Here is a 20,327-nt window from a genome sequence, read left to right as displayed (position 1 = left end):
AACTGAAAGAGAGAGATCGTCTCTCAGGAAAAATTGCCATGCTGAAATAGCGTTTCGTTAACAGAATGAAAACGCTATGATTTGGTCAATTTTCGTTAACACAGTGAGGCTGAGGTGAAAATTAACGTCATCGGAACCAGCGGGAGCGGAAAAAGCACGCTGGCGAAGCAGATTGCGACCGAACTGGCTATTCCCTATATCGAGATGGACAGACTCTACTGGCGACCTGACTGGCAGGGGACGCCGGACGATGAGTTTCAGTCAAAGCTGGAGCAGGCGCTACAGGCTTCGCCAGACTGGGTGCTCGACGGTAACTATAACCGCACGCGGCCGGTGAAATGGCGCAATGTCGACGTTGTGGTGTGGGTCGATTATGGCTTTGCCCGCACCCTCTGGCAGGCCGTCAGCAGGGCAATCAAACGGGCCTGGCATAAGCACGAGCTCTGGCCCGGCACCGGGAACAAAGAGAGTTTCCGGCGCGCGTTCTTCAGCAGAGAGTCCATCCTTATCTGGACGATGAAAACCTGGCGTAACAACCGCACGCGTTATGAAGCCGATCTGCAAAACCCGCAGTATGGGCATATTCGCTTCGTCCGTATTACCCGGCGCGGGCAGGTGAAAACGCTGATTGCCGACTTAAAGTCTTATTCTTAGCATGGTTTTATATATCTGATTTCCGGCAAACTAAATGTAAATTAATTGTTTCTCAGCGGTGAAATGCGCCTTTAATAATGTCGACATGTTAAGTCAAACGAGAACGCAACATGTCATGGCGAATCAGCATTCTGGATAAAAGCCCCATCGCTGAAAACGAAACGGCTGCTGATGCGCTGGCGCGTACCCTGGCGCTGGCGCAGCAGGCAGAAAATCTGGGCTATCACCGCTTCTGGATTGCCGAACACCACAACACTCCCCACCTTGCCAGCCCCTCGCCGGAGCTGCTGATTGCCTGGATCCTCGGGCAAACCACGCGCATCCGCGTCGGATCCGGCGGCGTGATGCTCCAGCACTACAGCCCTTATAAAGTCGCCGAGAATTTCAACGTGCTGGCCGCGCTGGCGCCAGGCCGCGTGGATCTCGGCGTCGGAAAAGCCCCTGGCGGGCTGCCGCTCTCAACCCGCGCGCTTCAGCAGGGTCTGAATCAACAGGAAAAGGGCGGCTTCGCCGAACAGCTGGCCCAGCTTGACCGCTGGATCCGTCCTGAGCATCAGTCTCATGAAGAGGCCGTTCGCGCCACGCCGCTGCCACCGTTGCCTGCTGAGGGTTTCCTGCTGGGCGCGAGCATCGATAGCGCGCTGCTGGCCGCCGGGCTCGGCTGGCACTTTGTGTTTGCCGCGCATCTGAACGGTGACCCGGACCTGCTGCGCGAGGTGGTCTCGACCTGGCGTAAGCACAGCGCGCGGGACGTAATTGTGACGGTACAGGCGATTGTCGCGCCGACGCAGGCCGAGGCGGAAGCCCTGGCGCAAAAGGTCGAAGTGTGGGGCGTTGAGCTGGCAAACGGCCAGCGTGTCACCGTGGCCAGCGAAGAGCAGGCCTACGCTTTTGCACGTCAGGCGGGCAGCGAGCCGGTGCGCATTGCCCGTCGGGCGCAGTCGCTGCTGGCGGGTACCGCTGTGTCGGTGCTCGAACAGCTTAACGCCCTGCATGAAAAGTGGGGCATTGATGAATTTATCATCGACACGCCGGTAGCGGAGGGGGCAACGCGCGTCGCGTCGCTGCGCCTGCTTGCCGAGGCGCGTCTTAACAGGGAGGTCACCGTATGAGCTTTGGCGAACAGCTGATTGCCTGGCGTCGCGAACTGCACCAGAACCCGGAGCTCTCCGGCCAGGAAGTGGAGACCACGACGCGCCTGCGCCAGTGGCTGACGAATGCCGGGATTACTCCGCAGCCTTACGACCTGTCGACCGGACTGGTGGCGGAAATCGGCTCGGGCAACAGGCTGATTGCGCTGCGGGCAGATATCGATGCTCTGCCGATTGAAGAGCGCAGCGGCGTGCCGTTTAGTTCGCAGCGTGCAGGGGTGATGCATGCCTGCGGTCACGATATCCACACCAGCGTGATCCTCGGCGCCGCGTTAAAGCTGAAAGAGCGGGAAGCGTCGCTTAACGGCCGGGTGCGGATCCTGTTTCAGCCTGCCGAAGAGAACTTTGGCGGTGCGAAGAGCATGGTGCGGGCCGGTGCCCTGCGTGACGTCAGCGCCATCTTCGGCATGCATAACGAGCCCGGCCTGCCGGTCGGTGAGTTCGCTACCCGCGGCGGGCCGTTCTATGCCAACGTCGATCGCTTCGTGATCCGCATTACCGGTAAGGGCGCGCACGCCGCGCGTCCGCACGAAGGCAACGACGCCATCGTGCTGGCGAGCCAGCTGGTGACGGCGCTGCAAAGCGTCGCCAGCCGCAACGTCAATACGCTGGATTCGGTGGTGCTGAGCGTGACGCGCATTGCGGGCGGTAACACCTGGAACGTGCTGCCGGAAAGCGTCGAGCTGGAAGGCACGCTGCGCACCCACCGCACGGAAGTGCAGCAGAACGTTAAAGCCCGCGTGGGCGAAATCGCCGCCGGGTTTGCCAGCGCCTTTAGCGCGCAGATTGATATCACCTGGTATGCCGGACCCACCGCGCTGGTGAACGACGAGCGCTGGGCCGATTTCGCCACCTCGGTCGCCAGAGAAGCAGGCTACGAAACCCGGCACGCCGAGCTGCATATGGGCGGGGAAGATTTCGCGGTCTATCTGCAGCAGATCCCGGGGGCGTTTGTCAGCATCGGCAGCAACAGCCCGTACGGTTTACATCATCCGGCATTCAATCCGGATGAAGCATTAATTGAGCCCGCTGCCCGCTATTTTGCACAGCTTGCGGAAAAAGCCCTGCAACACGTTTAATTCTTAAGAGGTGAATATGTCTGCACATCGTCAACTGCGGCTCGGGACCATTTTGCATGGTGCATCCGGAAATATGTCCGCCTGGCGTCACCCTGAGGCCGTCGCCGATGCCAGCATCAATTTTGATTTCGTCAAAGCGACGGCGTTAAAGGCGGAGGAGGGCAAACTCGATTTTTTATTCGTTGCCGACGGTCTCTATATCAACGAGAAATCGATCCCGCATTTTTTAAATCGCTTTGAACCGCTGACGGTGTTATCCGCTCTCGCCAGCATCACCTCGCGCCTGGGGCTGGTGGGAACCTTATCCACCTCCTACACGCCAGCCTCGACCACCTGAGCAACGGGCGCGCGGGCTGGAACGTGGTGACGTCCCCGCTGGAAGGGTCAGCAAAGAACTTCTCTCGCGAAAAACACCCCGAGCACGCGCTGCGCTACCGGATTGCGGATGAGTATCTCGACGTGGTGAAAGGGCTGTGGGATTCCTGGGAAGGCGACGCCTTTGTGCGCAATAAAGAGAGCGGTCAGTTTTTTGACCCGGCAAAATTGCATACCCTGGACCACCACGGTGATTTCTTCCAGGTCGCCGGGCCGCTGAATATTGGGCGCACGCCACAGGGACGACCGATCGTCTTTCAGGCGGGCGCGTCGGACGACGGGAAAAAGCTGGCGGCGAAACATGCCGACGCCATTTTTACCCATCACGAAAAGCTCGACGAGGCGAAAGCGTTTTATCGCGACGTGAAGCAGCAGCTGGAAAGTAACGGACGCCGCGCGTCAGATTTACATATTTTCCAGGGCGTCAGCGTGATTGTGGGTAAAGACGCCGATGACGTGGAGAACCAGTATCAGACCACGGCGGCGCTGGTGTCGATTAACGATGCCCTCAACTACCTCGGACGCTATTTCGAGCATCACGATTTCAGCCAGTACCCGCTCGACGAGCCGTTCCCGGATATCGGCGACTTAGGCAAAAACAGCTTCCGCAGCACCACCGATGAAATCAAGCGTAACGCCCGCGAGCGCAGCTTAACCCTGCGTCAGGTGGCGCTTGAAGCCGCTTCGCCGCGCCCGCGCTTTTCCGGTACGCCGGAAGAGGTGGCCGACGGCCTGCAGGCCTGGTTTGAAGGCTATGCCGCAGACGGCTTCATTATTCAGGGCGGCACGCCGGACACCTTCCCGCGCTTTGTTGACCAGGTGGTGCCTGTTCTGCAGGCCCGCGGCCTGTTCCGTACCGACTACCCTGGCACCACGCTGCGCGAAAGCCTGGGTTTAGACGAACCTAAAAACCAGTTCACACAACAATAAAAGAGAACTCCGCTATGCAGAAGACAACGCTTATTCTGGCGCTCGCGCTGGCCTTTACCCCTGCCGTCTGGGCAGAGAATGTGAATATTAACGGCACCGGCGTGAGCATCGAGGCCAATAAAACGCCGGTTAATACCGCCAAAAACAACGATGCGGTGGCACAGCTGCCAAAAGACTATCGCTTTGCCGTGCCGGGAAAATTTACCGTGGCGGTGGCGGGCCTCAATCAACCGCCGCTGACGGTGTTTTCCGATGACAACAAAACGCTGCTGGGAAGCGAGGTTGACGTCGCCCGTCTGGTCGCAGACAGCCTGGGGCTGGAGCTGAACGTGGTGCCAACCTCATGGGAAGACTGGCCGCTGGGTGTGGCTTCCGGGAAATATGATGCCGCTATCAGCAACATCACCGTCACCAAAGAGCGTAAAGAGAAGTTTGACTTTGCCACCTACCGCAAAGATTCCCTCGGGTTCTACGTGAAGTCCACCAGCCCGATCAAGTCGCTGCAGAAGGCGGAAGACATCGCCGGGCTGCGGATTATCGTCGGCTCCGGCACCAACCAGGAGGCCATCCTGCTGGCCTGGAATGCCGAAAACCTCAAGAAGGGGCTGAAGCCCTTTACCCCGATCTACACCAAAGACGATGCGGCGCAAACGCTGGCGCTGCAGTCCGGGCGCGCGGATGCCTACTTTGGTCCGAACGTGATTGGCGCCTGGAAAGCGGCGCTGAACGGGAAAACCAAACTGGTGGGTAGCGTCGACGGCGGCTGGCCGAAGGCGGCGCACATCGCGGTCACGCTGAAGAAAGGCAGCGGGCTGGTTGAGCCGGTGCAAACCGCGCTGAACGGGGTCATCAAAAACGGCGACTACGACAAAGTGCTGAACCGCTGGGGGGAAGGGGTTGAGCGTATTCCTCAGTCAGAAGTGAACCCGGCTGGCCTGGGCGATTAAGGAGGCGTGATGAGCGAACGATTTCGTGATGTTTCACCGGAAGACGCCGAGCTTCAGCCCATTATCGAGGGGCTGTTCGGTGAATATGCCGCCCGCTACGGGGACTACTTCTCCAAAGACGCGGAAGTTGAGCTTACAGAGTGGTATTTAGCGCCGCAGGGGCTGTTTATCGTCCTGGAGCGCGACGGGAAGATTATCGCCACCGGCGCGTACAAACCTTTCGACGAACGCACCGCGGAAATCAAACGCATCTGGACGGACAAAACCCTGCGTCAGCAGGGGCTTGCCGGGCGCGTGGTGCAGGAGCTTGAGCGCAGGGCGGTGCTGGCAGGGTACAGCCAAATCTACCTGACAACCGGCTTTCGCCAGCCGGAAGCGGTGCGGCTCTATCTCAGCCAGGGCTATCAGGCGCAGTTCGATCTGAACCGCGATCCGGAAGAGTACAGCCAGCCTCCGTTTGACGGTCGACTGCGCTTCACCAAAACGCTGGTACGCGAAGCGTTCAGTAAAACCGCATGAGGAACGACGATGAGCAACGTTGAAACCATTAAGGTGGTCCCGGCGCGTTATCCGCTGCGGGCCGTCGGCGCAGCGGTGGCGCTGTTTGCCCTGGCAATCGTGATTCAGTCCGTGGCCTTTAACCCGCGCTGGGAGTGGGCGGTGTTTGCCCGCTGGTTCTTTGACCCGGTGATCCTCGAAGGTGTCGGGCAGACCCTGCTGCTGACGCTGATCGGCACCGCGCTGAGCGTGGTGCTGGGCGGCATGCTGGCGCTGGCGAGACTCTCTTCATCCTGGCTGCTGAGCAGCCTGGCGTGGGCCTATATCTGGCTGTTTCGGTCGCTGCCGCTGATCGTGGTGCTGATCATTCTCTACAACTTTTCCTATCTCTACGACACGCTTTCGCTCGGCGTGCCGTTCACCGGCATCACCTGGGGCAGCTTTGAAACCATCAACGTGCTGGGGCAGTTTTCTACCGCCGTGGTGGGGCTCACCCTGGTGCAGAGCGCCTATACCGCCGAGATCGTTCGCGGCGGATTCCTCGGGGTCGATCACGGCCAGTATGAGGCCGCCGCCGCGCTCGGCCTGCCGGCCTGGCGACGCACGGTGCGCATCATTTTGCCTCAGGCGCTGCGCACCATCCTGCCGTCGGGGTTCAATGAAATCATCAGCCTCGCCAAGGGCACGGCGATGGTGTACGTCCTGGCGATGCCGGAACTGTTCTATACCATCCAGATGATCTACAACCGTACGCAGGAGGTGATCCCGCTGCTGATGGTCGGTGCCGCGTGGTATCTGGCGATCACCACCGTCCTGTCCGCTATCCAGTATGGCGTCGAGCGCGCGCTTGCCCGCAGCGAACGCCGCTCTGCCGTTAACCAGAACCGTGCCGTCCGTCGCACCCGTTCTGTCACCACCACGCCAGCACAGGAGCCCGTCCATGCAAGCCTCTCCTGAAGGACACATTTCGATTACCGGCGTCAGCAAGTATTTTGGTCGGCATAAGGCGCTCGACAACGTTTCGCTTGAGATCCCGCCCGGTTCCGTGACGGTGATCCTCGGGCCGTCCGGCTCCGGCAAATCGACGCTGCTGCGCACCATTAACCACCTGGAGCGCGTCGATGAAGGTTTTATCCAGATCGACGGGGACTACATTGGCTACCGTCGTCAGGGAGACAGGCTCTACGAGCTGAAAGAGAAGGAGATCCTCAAACAGCGCGTCAACGTGGGCTATGTGTTCCAGAACTTCAATCTCTTTCCGCATCTCACGGTGCTGGAAAACCTGATTGAGGCGCCCATCGCGCATAAAAAGCTCAGCAAAAAAGAGGCGGTGGAAAGGGCGTACAGCCTGCTGGACGTGGTCGGGCTGCGGGATAAAGCCGATGCCTGGTCCCGCCATCTCTCCGGCGGACAGCAGCAGCGTATCGCTATTGCCCGCGCGCTGGCGCTGCGTCCCCGCGTGATGCTGTTTGATGAGCCCACCTCGGCGCTGGATCCGGAGCTGGTGGGGGAAGTGCTGGACGTGATCAAAAAGCTGGCCCGGTCCGGCACCACGCTGGTGGTGGTGACCCACGAGATCGGCTTTGCCCGGGAAGTGGCGGATCAGGTGGTATTTATGGTTGACGGGAAAATCGTCGAGCGGGGAAGCAGTGACGAGGTATTAAACCGTCCGTCACATGCGCGAACGCGCCAGTTTCTCTCCAAAGTCTTGTAAGGAGTGCCAATGAAATATGGACTTCTGGCGGGGCTGGTCTTCACGACGGTGAGCCACGCCAGCATTGATTTGAAAGCCAACGAGCAGCCGCTGCCGGTGACGGTGGATCGGCAGGCCGTGGCGAAGATCCCCGCAAGCTACAAATTCGTTGAGCCGGGTACGCTGACGGTCGCCGTTTCGGCGCTAAATTCTCCGCCGCTGGCGCTGCTGGCCAGCGATAACCGCACGCGCATTGGCAGCGACCCGGATATCGCCCGCCTGCTGGCGGGCAGCCTGGGGCTAAAGCTGAAGCTGGTGCCGACGGCGTGGGAAGACTGGCCGCTGGGGATCGCCTCCGGGCGCTACGACGTGGCGCTGGTGAACATTGCGGTGACCGAACAGCGTAAAGAGAAATTTGATTTTGCGACCTACCGCGTCGATTCGCTGGCGTTTTCGGTGAAATCCACCAGCGAGATTCAGTCAATCAAAAGCGCGGAAGATCTGGCCGGGAAAAAAGTGATCGTCGGCTCTGGTACCAATCAGGAACGCATCCTGCTGGGCTGGAACGAAGAGAACAAAAAGGCAGGGCGGGCGCCTGCGCTGCCGGTCTATCTCCACGACGATGCCTCGGGCAATCTCTATATTCAGTCCGGCAGGGCGGATGTGTTCTTTGGCCCGCAGTCGGTATCGGCCTATAAGGCTGCGCTTACGGGCAAAACCCGCGTTGTCGGTTTAGGGCCGAAAAAAGCCTATGTTGCGACCACCACCAAAAAAGGCAATGAGCTGGTGTACGCGCTGCAGGCCGCGCTGGACGGCGCGATTAAGCGGGGTGATTACCAGAAGGTGCTGGCGCGCTGGGGCGAGCAGGGCGAAGCGGTGGCGCACTCGGAGGTCAACCCGCCTGGGATAACCTACTAATGGTGCTCTACACTTAGGGTTTTCATCCCGCAGGGGGCAACATGATTAAACTCTATGGCGTACCCGGCTGGGGCTCGGCGATCGGTGAAGTGATGCTAACCCTGGCCGATATCCCTTATCAATTTATCAACGTGGACGGGTTTGACCAGCCCGGCCCGCAGCGCGAGCTGCTGCAAAAGCTCAACCCGCTGTGTCAGGTGCCCACGCTGGAGCTGGAAAATGGCGCCATCATGACCGAAACGGCGGCGATTGCCCTGATGGTGCTCGACAGATGTCCCGATCTCGCGCCGCCCGTGGGGCAGGCCGAACGCCAGCAGTTTCAGCGCTTGCTGATCTGGTTTGTGGCCAACGTCTATCCCACGTTTACGTATGCGGACTATCCCGAACGCTGGGCGCCGGATGCGCCTGAACAGCTGCAGAAAAACTGCATCGAATACCGGAAATCCCTCTATTTGTGGTTCGAAACTCAGCTCAAGGCCGCCCCGTTTGCGCTGGGGGAACGGCTGACGCTGCTGGATGTGTATATCGCGGTGGCGCGAACCTGGGGGCCACGCCATGACTGGTTTGCAACCAATACGCCAAGGTTTACGGCTATTGCGGACACCGTATGCCAGCTGCCGGAACTGCACAAGGTGTTAAAGGCCAACGGTATTATCTGATAACGTGGAGCCCTGACTCACAACTGGAAGCCTGTATATGCCACACGTAGATATCAAATGTTTTCCCCGCGATTTGAACGACGAACAAAAAGCTGCCCTGGCCGAGGATATTGCTGAGGTCATTATTCGCCATTTCAACAGCAAAGACAGCTCGGTGTCCGTTGCGTTGAATCAGGTGAACCAGGAGGACTGGAAAGCGCAGGTCTGGGATATCGAAATAGGACCGAAGCTGGACGAATTAATCAAAAAGCCTGGCTATTCAATGTAAGCGCAATTGCCGGGGGAACGCTCCTCCCCGGTTTTCCCCGCCTCGTCTTCCCGCTTTTTCGCAAAAATCGATAAAAATGCGTTTTATCTTATCCGTTACACTTTACGTTTCTGACTGACATTTCATACATCCTTAGGAAAGATCTCAAACAGAATCAATTAAGGACAGACACGCTAAAGGATAATTTTCTCATGACAAAATTACCCCGTTTTTCACTCGCCTTTCTTCACCCTCGCTACTGGCTAAGCTGGGCTGGCATCGCCGCGCTGTGGCTCATCATGCTGCTCCCTTATCCGCTGCTGTTCCGAATCGGCCACGGCCTTGGACGGCTGGCGATGCGCCTGCTTCCGCGCCGCGTTGAGATTGCCCGCCGCAACCTGGAACTCTGTTTTCCGGAGATGAAAAAGGCGGAGCGAGAGTTACTGCTGCAGCGTAATTTTGAATCGGTAGGAATGGGGGTAATCGAAACCGGGATGGCATGGTTCTGGCCTGCGTGGCGGGTGAAGAAATGCTTTACCGTGCAGGGGTATGAGCACATGGAAAAGGCGCGGGCAAAGGGCAATGGCGTGGTGCTCGTTGGCATGCATTTTCTCACCCTTGAGCTGGGCGCGCGGATCTTTGGCATGCTCAACCCTGGGATTGGGGTGTATCGTCCGAATAATAACGCGCTGCTGGACTGGCTTCAGACGCGCGGGCGCCTGCGCTCTAATAAAACCATGCTCGATCGTCATGATTTAAAGGGCATGATCCGCTCGCTGAAGCAGAATGAAATTTTGTGGTATGCCCCGGACCACGACTATGGCAAAACCAACAGCGTGTTTGTGCCGTTCTTTGCGGTTCCGGATGCCGCCACGACCGCGGGAAGCTATATGCTGGTCAAAAGCGCTAAGCCTGCCGTCATTCCCTTTGTGCCGCGCCGTAGGGCGGACGGTACCGGCTACGAACTGATTATTCTGGAGGATATCAGCGAGGCGCTGCAGGGGGGAGATAAAGAATCTGTAGCGACGCAGATGAACAGGGCGATTGAGCAGGCGGTGCGCATGGCCCCAGAGCAGTATATGTGGCTGCACCGTCGCTTCAAAACGCGTCCTGAAGGTCAGCCTGACCGCTATGCCCGCCGCAAGAGCGTGGCACCACGGGCTGATATCCTGTCCGCAGCCGATCTTTCCGATCGGTCTGGCGTCCAGCACTGAGGCAGCAATCCTGCCCTCACCGTGCAGTGAGGGAAGGATCGAGGCTTACAGCGCAGACCTGCGGTACGGCGCATAGTCCGCCTGCCACCAGGTCTTCTCAATACGCACCATCAGCGTCTCATCATCAATCGCCGGAGCCACGTCCTGTTCAATGGCGGCCCGGGCGACGGCGGCGGCAATCTGGCGTGAGACCGTTTCAATCTGATCTACCGGCGGCAGCAATCCGCCTTTTTCCGTGGTGACCAGCGGAGACTGCGCGGCCAGGCTGCGGCTTGCTGCCATCAGCATCTCTTCCGTCACCCGGCGCGCGTTGCAGGCTAGCACGCCCAGCCCCAGGCCCGGGAAGATATAGGCGTTGTTACACTGGGCGATCTCGTAGTGTTCATTCTCCCAGAATACCGGGGCGAACGGGCTGCCGGTGGCCACCAGTGCGGCACCCTGGGTCCAGGCAATGAGATCCTGCGGCTGGGCTTCCGCCCGCGAGGTCGGGTTCGAGAGCGGCATGATGATGGGGCGCGGACAGTGGCGATGCATCTCTTTGACAATCTCTTCGCTGAACAGCCCCGGCTGGCCCGAAACGCCGATCATCACCGTTGGATGCGCGTTCTTCACCACGTCCAGCAGGGAAATGTTCTTCGCGTCAACCTGCCAGCGGCAAACGGCGTCGCGCGCGGTAAGCAGATTTTTCTGGAAATCGAGCAGGTTGGTCATGTCGTCGGTCAGCAGGCCGAAGCGATCGACCATAAAGATCCGGCTGCGCGCTTCCGGCTCGGTCAGGCCGTCATCCACCATCAGCGCCACTATTTTTTCAGCTATCCCGCATCCGGCAGAGCCGCTGCCCAGGAAGACCACGCGCTGGTCGCGAATGCGCGTGCCTGCCGCCTGGGCCGCCGCCATCAGCGTACCGGCGGTGACGGCGGCCGTGCCCTGGATATCATCATTGAAGCAGCACAGCTGGTCGCGGTAGCGCTGGAGCAGCCTGGTGGCATTTTTCTGCGCGAAGTCCTCAAATTGCAGGAGCACATTGGGCCAGCGCGCTTTAACGGTGCTGACAAACATATCCATAAACTCAGCGTACTGGTCGTCGCTGATGCGCGGGTGGCGCCAGCCCATGTACATCGGGTCGTCGAGGTGTTGCTGATTATTGGTGCCAACATCCAGCATAATCGGGAGGGTAGAGGCCGGATGGATCCCGCCGCAGGCGGTGTACAGCGACAGCTTGCCAATTGGGATGCCCATGCCGCCGATACCCTGATCGCCAAGCCCTAAAATACGTTCCCCATCCGTCACCACAATCACGCGAACGTCGTTGCGCGAAAAGCTTTGCAGCATCTCATCAATACGATGGCGATTCGGCCATGAAATAAACAGGCCCCGCGCGCGTCGATAAATCGTGGAGAAATGCTCGCAGGCTTCACCGACCGTCGGGGTATAGATAATCGGTAACGTCTCTTTGAGATGCGAACGCAAGAGGTTATAAAAAAGAGTTTCATTGGTGTCCTGAATATTTCGCAGATAAACGTGACGCGAAATATCGCTTTTAAAATGACAGAACTGCACCCAGGCGCGCTCGGTTTGTTCTTCAATGGTTTCAACGTTGTGCGGCAATAACCCATGCAGATTAAAATTGTCACGCTCCTCTTTAATAAATGCGAGCCCTTTATTTAGCAGCGGGTTTTCCAGCAATACGGCCCCGTTATAGGGGGTGTACAGAACTTCTTTCCTGGACATGGTTAACTCCTGATTTTTTTATATAAAGCAGATTAAGAGATGAAATAGATCATAATGCCTTCGGTCACGACCCCGACGGCAGTGCCAATTAATATGGAAGAGGATGCGGTATCAATATAGGTATCGCTGCGCAACGCAAACATCCCCGCGGCAATCGCGGAAGGCGTTGCGCCAATAATCACGACCTGCTGCAGTAAGGTATGGCTCAGGCCAAAGGCGATTCCCGCGGCGGCCATCATTGCCGGCTGAATAAGGTTTTTAATACTGATATTGGTAAACGTCTGCACGTTCAGTTTTGGACGTTCACCGTAAAACAGCAGGCCGAGGGCAAACAGGGACAGTCCGCCTGAAACCTTGCCAACCATCTCAATAGGCATGCTGAGAATGGCAGGGATTTTCACGCCGGCCAGGCTGAGCAATACGCCGGAGACCGGGATCCAGACGATAGGGTTGCGTGCCGCTTTGATGAGGTTTTGCACGATCATCGCGCCCGGGTGCAGCGCCTCCAGGCCATCTTGACCGTTTTTATCACCCATACGAATCAGGACAATAGTCAGAGGGATCATGAAAACGCTGGTAATAATATTGCCAATCAGCACGCCGATAAATCCTTCCGGACCAATCAAGACCGCCAGGACCGGTGCGCCAAAGTAAGCCATATCGGGAAAGGCGCAAACCAGAGACTGAATGGCGCTGGTTTTGATATCGTGGCGAAAAACGTAGCGTGAAATAAATAGCGTCAGTAAATACGACCCCATTAAACCGACAACTAAAACGGCCATAAAGGTCAGGTTCTTAATTTTATTGGGATCGGTATGCAATGCACCGATAAAAAGATGGAAAGGAAGGGCGAAACGAATCACCACGGTTGCCATAACGTTTGCATCTTCACGTCGGGAATATCCCAGCTTTCCACTTAGCCATCCAAGTAACATTATAAAGACGAGCGGAAACAGTGACTGTAATAGTAATGAAGGCATAGTATTTCCTGTAGGGTATTTTATGTGTTTTATTGCAGCGCTAATCTAGCGCTTAGAAAGCAGGGCAGGAGTGACAAGGGTCACACTCTCTCTGGTTTTATTAATTTCAAAAAGATTGCATTAGTTGGATAACTAATACTTTCGTCAAATATTGATAAGACGCAAAAAAGCAACATTAGCTGTTATAAATAACTTTAGTTACTTAATGCTGAATTAAGTTATTTAAAGGCAAAGAGCCGAATTGTTCACATTTCTCCCGGCAGGCCCGTGATAATTTCATCGTGAGCCTGTTTTTAGAAAAGGCCATCTAAGTCTTTATTTATATTTAAGAACATTTATTCGTATCAGGAATAGTTTCAGTTATTCCTTTCTCTGTTTATCCGAACACAAATTCAGGTGATTATATGAAAGATAATCCTGTACCGACTTCAGAACTGTCGACCCCGCGTTTTGCCTTTGGGCTCAACAATACCGAGGTGGGCACGGTCCCGTTGATGCTGTTCGTCGGGATTGCCGCGATTGTGGCGACGTCCGCCTGGGCAGGGCTGCTGCCAAAAAATATGATTGGTGGTCTCGCGGTCATCATGACCCTCGGCTTCGCGTTTGCCAAAGTGGGGCGTCAAATTCCGGTGCTGAAAGATATCGGCGGCCCGGCGATCCTGTGCCTGATGGTGCCCTCCGTACTGGTCTATTTTGGCGTATTCGAAAAACATACCCTTGATACCGTGCATCTGCTGATGAAAGAGGCGAATCTGCTCTATTTCGTCATCGCCTGCCTGGTGGTCGGCAGCATTCTGGGGATGAACCGGGTGCTGCTGATCCAGGGGATGATGCGCATGTTTGTTCCGCTGGTGGCCGGAACCTGCATGGCCGTGCTGAGCGGCCTCATTGTGGGCTCACTGTTTGGTTATACGCCTTACCACACCTTCTTCTTCATCATTGTGCCCATCATCGGCGGAGGGATTGGCGAGGGGATTTTGCCGCTGTCCCTGGCCTATTCGGCAATACTGGGGCAGACGCCTGACGTCTACGTTGCGCAGCTGGCACCCGCTGCGGTTGTCGGGAATATCTTCGCCATTATTTGTGCGGGCTCGCTGGCGCGTCTCGGCGCGAAACGTCCTGCGCTTTCGGGAAATGGCATGCTTACGCGGAGTAAAGACGACGCCAGCCTGTTTGCCGGGGCGCAAAGCACGCAGCAGACGGATTTTCATCTGATGGGGGGCGGATTGCTGATGGTGTGCGCGTTTTTCATCGTCGGCGGATTGTTTGAAAAACTGGTTCACATTCCCGGCCCGGTGCTGATGATCCTGATTGCCGTTCTGTGTAAATACTTCAGGGTGATCCCGGCCTCAATGGAGCAGGGCGCGCACAGTTGCTATAAATTCGTCTCGGCTGCGCTGGTCTGGCCGCTGATGATCGGCCTCGGGATGTTATACGTGCCGCTTGAGAGCGTGGTGTCGGTCTTTTCGGTGGGATACGTGGTGGTATGCGGTTCGGTTGTGATTGCGATGGCGCTGAGCGGCTACTTTATCGCGTCGCGTCTGAATATGTATCCTGTGGAAGCGGCCATTGTGACCTGCTGCCACAGCGGGCTGGGCGGAACGGGGGACGTAGCCATTTTGTCCGCGTCTAACCGGATGTCGCTCATGCCGTTCGCACAGATCGCCACCCGCATCGGCGGCGCGTCGACGGTGATTTTCGCCACGCTGCTGATGGGCTGGATTATGGCGCATTGATCCGATACGTCAGGATGCTGAATCGCAACGACATTTTCAGGGTGCCGCTGCGGTTCAGTCCTTTATAAAACTCACCGCGCTGTATAGAATTACCGCATCCACAGTGACGGGATACCACACGATGACCGGAAGAGTTGATTATCAGATTGAAAAATACCTCCTTACCGAAGCCGCCGAGCCGGAGCGCCTGACGCGCCAGTGGGCAGAGGTGATGGAGGAGTGTCGTGAGCAACAGTCCGGTGCAGAGGAGCGGCTGCGTCTCGCGCTGCTTAATGTGGATTACGTCACCAGCTTCGAGCTGCCCTTCAGGCTACTCCTTACCCGTGCGCCTCAGCTGATAGACGTTGTCAGAAAAGAGCTTCAGCTCAGCCAGAAAAATGTTCTGTTTAACGGCAAGCGCTTTGGCTGCGTCTATAGCCTTAAAAGGGATCTCGACGGCATACCTGACGAGTTTACCTATCAGCTGAAAACCCGTATCCAGCGCAGTGACGCGACAGGATGCAATGAACTGCCTTACCGGCAAATTGCCCAGCAGGTTAAAGCCCCGAAGGAACGCCTCAGGCTGGCGCTGGAAAACGGGCTGTCGGTGACGGCACTCGACGGGCTTTTCTGGTTTGGCATTCAGCGCATCGCGGCTGATGTGCAGAGATTACGCAAAACGGGGATGAGGATCGTGACGTCCGACGCCGAGGTGTTTGATACGCTCACCAAAACAACCCGGCGGATCCCAGCCTATAGCCTTGCTCGCCCGGAATGAGTGTCAGTCTCTTACCCGTCGACGGCATCAAACATGATGGAAAATTGCGGCCAGTTTTTTTACAGCGTCTTCTATTTCCCTTTCCGTGTAAGCTGCAAATCCCATCAAAAAACCGGTGGACGCGGGGGGACCTGCATATAAATCGGTAAGCCCTAGCATATCAACACCCGCGCGGCGGGCGGCGGTGGCTATTTCTTTCTCGGATATTCCGTGCTTCAGGTGACAAGGCATTTGCATTCCGCCCGCTGGCGTTTCACAGGTAACATATTCGGAGAGATATTCGGCCATCATGCTTGCCAGCGCGTCTCGACGAGCAACGTAAATACTCCGCATCTTACGAACATAGGCGCCAAAATGGCCTCCCTCCAGAAATTTTGCCAGCGTCAGTTGGGTAATTGAGGCGGTGTGACCATCCATTAATGTTCTCGCCATGGTGAAGGGCTCTGTCAGTTCTGAGGGGACGATCGTGTAGGCAATACGTAGCCCAGGGAACAGAGACTTGGTGAACGTGCCGATATAAATTGTCCGGTTGTACGTATCAAGCCCCTGAAGACTGGCCATAGGCTTACCTTCGTAGTGAAACTCACTGTCATAGTCATCCTCAATGATCCAGGCTCCGTAACGGTTTGCCCATTTAATAACCGCCAGTCGTCGGTCAAGAGAGAGCGTCACACCGGTAGGGTACTGATGAGAAGGCGTCAGGTAGATCGCCCTGGCTGGCTCGGTCAGAGAATTAAGCCCGTCAACCGAGATGCCTTTTTCATCAAGAGGAACCGGAATACAGCGAAGCCCTGCAGCGTTGAACGCTTTGTGCGCCCCTTGATAGGAGGGATCTTCAATGACAATGCCATCCCCGGCGTCCATCAGCACGTGGGAACAGAGCGCGAGCGCCTGTTGAGAACTTGTCAGAACGATGACCTGTTCCGCCCTCGCACGCGTTCCGCGCTCAAGGTTGACGTATTCCGCAATTGCCCGTCGCAGGCGCTCTATACCCTGTGGGGGACTTTGCTCTAATGCCTGGTGCTGAAACTCCTTCAGCACCTGTCGCTGAAGACGCTCCCAGATCGAAATGGGAAACATGCGGGTTTCAGGAATGCCGGGCGCAAGGGGGCGAGGTGAAGAAAATTCGCGGATCCCGCCGCTTTCATAAACGATCTTTCCCCGGACGCTGAGTTTTGCTTTTCGTATCTCAGCGGTTGGCTGATGCTGTCGAGGACGGGGTTTTAAAAAACGCGCGCTGGAAGAGACGAAGCTCCCTCTGCCTGTTTGTCTCTCAATAAAACCTTCGGCATGCAGGCTGGAGTAGGCCGCTTCTATGGTATCCCGGGAAACGCTGAGAGAAGCCGCCAGAGCGCGTGAGGCAGGAAGGGCCTTACCGTGAGATAATACCCCTTCCAGTATTAGCGTCCGTATTGCTCTCTGGATCCTTTCATGAAGCGGTAGCGATCCGTTAGCGGGGTCGATAATCCATGCCTTAACCGTTTCTAGCTGCGCGTGCTTAAACATTACGTTGTCCACTTTCCCTCTGTGCCTTTTGATTCTAAAGCAATATTGCACGCAGAAGGATGAAAAATTGGTCTGCCTTGATGGCGAGAATTGGCGGGGCAAAACGTGCCATTCAGCGAATACACTCTTCCTGAAACGAATAAACGGGTGACCAAAGAGGCAATATGAATAATACGAGCGTGACAATTGAGGCAGTTAAAGAACATGATTTTGAAAGCTGGATGCCACTGTGGAGTAAATACCAGGAATTTTATAATGTCGACCTCTCTGGGGCCGTCACTCAACGAACCTGGCAGCGATTTTTCAGCCCCGTTGAGCCGCTATTCTGCGTGGTAGCACGATGTAATGGAGACATAGTGGGTTTTGCGCATTATCTTTTTCACCGCTCGACCTGGGCTGAGAGCGATTACTGCTACCTCGAAGATTTATACGTCTGTGAAGCCGTAAGGGGCAAACACATTGGCAAACAGTTAATAGAATATGTTCAGAGAGAAGCGAGAAAACATCATGCCAGCCACCTTTACTGGCATACGCATGAAGCCAACTATCGCGGGCAACGATTGTACGACTGGATTGCGAAGAAAAGTGGAATGATTGAATATCGTATGCAGGTTAGATAAATCCCTTCGCTGACGTAATGCCCCCTCAAATATGTACGGGGCATTTTTCAGGAAAAAACAGGCATGTCCTTATGATTTAGCCTGTAAAAGTATCTCCATCAGCCCTGGAAAACGGGCATCCAGATCCTCTCTGCGTAAGGAAATCATGTTCTCCCGCCCCTGCGGGCGCTGCCAGATCACGCCGCTGTCGCGCAAAACGCGCCAGTGGTGTGTCATCGTGGACTTCACCACATCTTCCGGACGCAGCGCGTTACAGCTGAGTTCGCTGCCATCGGCGAGCCGGCGAATAATCGACAGCCGGAGCGGATTGCCGAGGGCAAACAGCACATTTTCCAGCAGTATTTGTTCAGTTTCAGGGTGGTTTGGGATCATCGTTTTCCTGCGTTTGGCGTTAGATTGAGCTATATCAACAATAGGTCAACCGTTAAAAAATAGTTCGATAATACTCGTACAATAGGACTATTATAGCAAACGAACGAATGCACGACCATCCTGGTCGTCACAGACAAGTCATAAGACTTAAGGAAATATCATGCCCCGACCCATCCCTCTCGAACGTTATCGCAACATCGGTATCTCCGCGCATATCGATGCCGGTAAAACCACCACCACTGAGCGCATCCTGTTTTACACCGGGATGAGCCACAAGCTGGGTGAAGTACACGATGGCGCGGCAACCACTGACTGGATGGCGCAGGAGCAAGAGCGCGGGATCACGATTACCTCCGCGGCCGTCAGCTGCTTCTGGCCGGGTATGGACAGAGGCTATGAACCGCACCGGATCAACATCATCGACACCCCGGGCCACGTGGATTTCACCATTGAGGTGGAACGTTCCATGCGCGTGCTCGACGGCGCCGTGATGGTGTATGACTCCGTGGGCGGCGTGCAGCCGCAGTCGGAAACCGTCTGGCGTCAGGCCAATAAATATCACGTTCCGCGTCTGGCCTTCGTCAACAAAATGGACCGTCCGGGTGCCGATTTCTTCCGCGTCGTACGGATGATGCAGGAGCGGCTGAAGGCCAATCCGGTGCCGATTGTCATTCCGGTGGGTGCAGAAGATCATTTCACCGGCGTGGTGGACCTCATCAAGATGCGCACCATTCTGTGGGACGACGCGACGCAGGGCATGGTGTTTACCTATGCGCCCGTGCCGGACGATTTGGTGAATACCGCTCAGGAATGGCGGGAAAAAATGGTCTCTGCGGCGGCGGAAGCCAGCGATGAACTGATGGACAAATACCTGGAAACCGGCGACCTGACAGAAGCGGAAATCATCAAAGGGCTGCGTATTCGCACCATCTCGGGTGAAATTCAGCCGATGCTGTGCGGCAGCGCGTTCAAGAATAAAGGCGTGCAGCGCATGCTCGATGCGGTCATTGAGCTTATGCCGTCGCCGCTGGACGTGCCGGCCATTGATGGCGTGGATGAAAAAGGGCAGCACGCGGAGCGTCATCCAAGCGATGATGAACCGTTCTCGGCCCTGGCGTTCAAGCTGATGAGCGATCCGTACGTCGGGCAACTGACCTTTATCCGCGTGTACTCTGGCGTGCTGCGCAAAGGCGACGCGGTGTACAACCCGGTGAAAGGGAAGAAAGAGCGCATCGGGCGTATCGTGCTGATGCATGCCAACGATCGCCACGAGGTGGACGAACTGCGTGCCGGGGACATCGCGGCCTGCGTCGGGCTGAAGGATGTGACCACCGGCGACACGCTCACCGATCCGAACGCCGTCATTACGCTTGAACGCATGGAGTTCCCGGACCCGGTTATCTCGCTGGCGATCGAGCCGAAAACTAAGGCCGATCAGGAGAAAATGGGGATCGCGCTGCAGCGTCTGGCGGCGGAAGATCCGTCGTTTCGCCTGCATACTGACGAAGAGTCCGGCCAGACCATTATCTCCGGGATGGGTGAGCTACACCTTGAGATCATCGTCGACCGCATGAAGCGTGAGTTTGGCGTCGAGGCGAACATTGGCCGCCCACAGGTAACCTACCGTGAAACCCTGCGTAAAACGGTGAAGGATATCGAAGGCAAATTTGTCCGTCAGTCCGGTGGTAAAGGCCAGTACGGCCATGTGGTGCTGAGCCTGGAGCCGCTGGAGCCCGGAAGTGGCTTTAAATTTGAAGATGCCACCAAGGGCGGCGTGGTGCCGCGCGAGTATATTCCGTCCGTTGAGAAAGGGCTGCGGGAAGCGATGAACAGCGGCGTGCTGGCGGGCTATCCGGTTGTCGATGTCAAAGCGACGCTGACGTTTGGCTCATATCACGACGTCGACTCCTCGGAGATGGCGTTCCGCATGGCGGCGATCCTCGGCTTTAAAGAGGGGGCCCGCAGGGCGGATCCGGCGATCCTTGAGCCGATCATGCACGTGGAGGTGGAAACGCCGGAAGAGTACGCCGGTAACATCATGGGCGATCTCTCTTCCCGCCGCGGCATGGTGCAGGGGATGGCGGAGCAGTACGGAAGCCAGATTATTCGCGCTGACGTGCCGCTGGCAGAGATGTTTGGTTATGCCACGACATTGCGCTCGATGTCCCAGGGACGCGCGACGTATACGATGGAGTTCCATCATTTTGCGGAAGCCCCGCGGAATGTTGCGGATGAGATTATTTCACGACGTGCGAAGTAA

At 56.6% G+C, this 20,327-nt stretch carries 18 protein-coding genes and 1 pseudogene; 15 read left to right on the top strand and 4 right to left on the bottom strand.

The annotated features are described in order from the left end of the window. Positions 1-114 precede the first annotated feature (114 nt). The 11 genes and pseudogenes from LA04_RS07445 (at position 115) to LA04_RS07390 (ending at position 10,365) form a co-directional block, all read left to right on the top strand. Positions 115-654, top strand: coding sequence for an AAA family ATPase (locus LA04_RS07445; protein WP_047651049.1), 540 nt, complete (start codon positions 115-117; stop codon positions 652-654). Positions 655-764: 110 nt separating this feature from the next. Next, complete coding sequence (locus tag LA04_RS07440; RefSeq protein WP_047651048.1) at positions 765-1,766, top strand: LLM class flavin-dependent oxidoreductase; 1,002 nt, start codon at positions 765-767, stop codon at positions 1,764-1,766. Then, positions 1,763-2,884 carry an amidohydrolase gene (locus tag LA04_RS07435; protein ID WP_047651047.1) on the top strand — a complete coding sequence of 374 codons (1,122 nt, stop codon included), beginning with the start codon at positions 1,763-1,765 and terminating at the stop codon, positions 2,882-2,884. Before LA04_RS07440 ends, LA04_RS07435 begins: the two co-directional genes overlap by 4 nt. Before the next feature lie 16 nt (positions 2,885-2,900). Then, positions 2,901-5,136 (top strand): annotated as a pseudogene (locus tag LA04_RS24945) (NtaA/DmoA family FMN-dependent monooxygenase). A gap of 9 nt (positions 5,137-5,145) precedes the next feature. Further along, positions 5,146-5,655 (top strand): GNAT family N-acetyltransferase, encoded by a 510-nt coding sequence (locus LA04_RS07420; RefSeq protein ID WP_032656866.1) that lies wholly within the window; start codon positions 5,146-5,148, stop codon positions 5,653-5,655. A gap of 9 nt (positions 5,656-5,664) precedes the next feature. Further along, a complete protein-coding gene (locus LA04_RS07415) occupies positions 5,665-6,591 on the top strand; it encodes an amino acid ABC transporter permease (protein ID WP_047651046.1) in 927 nt (308 codons plus the stop codon). After that, positions 6,575-7,348 carry an amino acid ABC transporter ATP-binding protein gene (locus LA04_RS07410; RefSeq protein ID WP_047651045.1) on the top strand — a complete coding sequence of 258 codons (774 nt, stop codon included), beginning with the start codon at positions 6,575-6,577 and terminating at the stop codon, positions 7,346-7,348. Before LA04_RS07415 ends, LA04_RS07410 begins: the two co-directional genes overlap by 17 nt. A 9-nt stretch (positions 7,349-7,357) precedes the next feature. Further along, positions 7,358-8,245 carry an ABC transporter substrate-binding protein gene (locus LA04_RS07405; protein ID WP_047651044.1) on the top strand — a complete coding sequence of 296 codons (888 nt, stop codon included), beginning with the start codon at positions 7,358-7,360 and terminating at the stop codon, positions 8,243-8,245. A 41-nt stretch (positions 8,246-8,286) separates the two neighbouring features. Further along, complete coding sequence (locus LA04_RS07400; protein ID WP_023311965.1) at positions 8,287-8,904, top strand: glutathione S-transferase family protein; 618 nt, start codon at positions 8,287-8,289, stop codon at positions 8,902-8,904. 37 nt (positions 8,905-8,941) lie between these two features. Next, a complete protein-coding gene (gene pptA, locus LA04_RS07395; RefSeq protein ID WP_047651043.1) occupies positions 8,942-9,172 on the top strand; it encodes a tautomerase PptA in 231 nt (76 codons plus the stop codon). Positions 9,173-9,363: 191 nt separating this feature from the next. Next, on the top strand, positions 9,364-10,365 hold the full coding sequence (locus LA04_RS07390; protein WP_047651042.1) for a Kdo(2)-lipid IV(A) acyltransferase: 1,002 nt from the start codon (positions 9,364-9,366) through the stop codon (positions 10,363-10,365). Positions 10,366-10,410: 45 nt separating this feature from the next. Here LA04_RS07390 and LA04_RS07385 read toward each other — a convergent pair whose 3' ends face one another. Further along, entirely contained in the window at positions 10,411-12,096 is a 1,686-nt protein-coding gene (locus LA04_RS07385; RefSeq protein WP_047651041.1) for an NAD-dependent malic enzyme, read from the bottom strand. Positions 12,097-12,128: 32 nt separating this feature from the next. Beyond that, positions 12,129-13,076 carry an AEC family transporter gene (locus LA04_RS07380; protein WP_047651040.1) on the bottom strand — a complete coding sequence of 316 codons (948 nt, stop codon included), beginning with the start codon at positions 13,074-13,076 and terminating at the stop codon, positions 12,129-12,131. Positions 13,077-13,480: 404 nt separating this feature from the next. Between LA04_RS07380 and LA04_RS07375 the strand changes: the two genes are divergently transcribed. Both LA04_RS07375 and LA04_RS07370 read left to right on the top strand, forming a co-directional pair. Next, positions 13,481-14,812, top strand: a complete 1,332-nt coding sequence (locus tag LA04_RS07375) for a 2-hydroxycarboxylate transporter family protein (RefSeq protein ID WP_047651039.1) — start codon at positions 13,481-13,483, stop codon at positions 14,810-14,812. A gap of 121 nt (positions 14,813-14,933) precedes the next feature. Then, positions 14,934-15,569, top strand: coding sequence for a helix-turn-helix domain-containing protein (locus tag LA04_RS07370; protein WP_047651038.1), 636 nt, complete (start codon positions 14,934-14,936; stop codon positions 15,567-15,569). 27 nt (positions 15,570-15,596) lie between these two features. Here LA04_RS07370 and pdxR read toward each other — a convergent pair whose 3' ends face one another. Further along, positions 15,597-17,075, bottom strand: a complete 1,479-nt coding sequence (gene pdxR / locus LA04_RS07365; protein WP_047651036.1) for a MocR-like pyridoxine biosynthesis transcription factor PdxR — start codon at positions 17,073-17,075, stop codon at positions 15,597-15,599. Between the two features lie 164 nt (positions 17,076-17,239). Here pdxR and LA04_RS07360 point away from each other — a divergent pair, with 164 nt between their 5' ends. After that, positions 17,240-17,695, top strand: a complete 456-nt coding sequence (locus LA04_RS07360) for a GNAT family N-acetyltransferase (RefSeq protein WP_047651034.1) — start codon at positions 17,240-17,242, stop codon at positions 17,693-17,695. A 69-nt stretch (positions 17,696-17,764) separates the two neighbouring features. Here the strand turns inward: LA04_RS07360 and LA04_RS07355 are convergent, their stop codons facing one another. Further along, entirely contained in the window at positions 17,765-18,067 is a 303-nt protein-coding gene (locus LA04_RS07355) for an ArsR/SmtB family transcription factor (protein WP_045354132.1), read from the bottom strand. A gap of 160 nt (positions 18,068-18,227) precedes the next feature. Here LA04_RS07355 and fusA point away from each other — a divergent pair, with 160 nt between their 5' ends. Further along, entirely contained in the window at positions 18,228-20,327 is a 2,100-nt protein-coding gene (gene fusA, locus LA04_RS07350; RefSeq protein WP_047651032.1) for an elongation factor G, read from the top strand.

Source organism: Enterobacter sp. UCD-UG_FMILLET (assembly GCF_000762975.1).
GTDB lineage: Bacteria > Pseudomonadota > Gammaproteobacteria > Enterobacterales > Enterobacteriaceae > Enterobacter > Enterobacter dykesii.
This window is presented reverse-complemented; position numbering and strand designations above follow the sequence as displayed.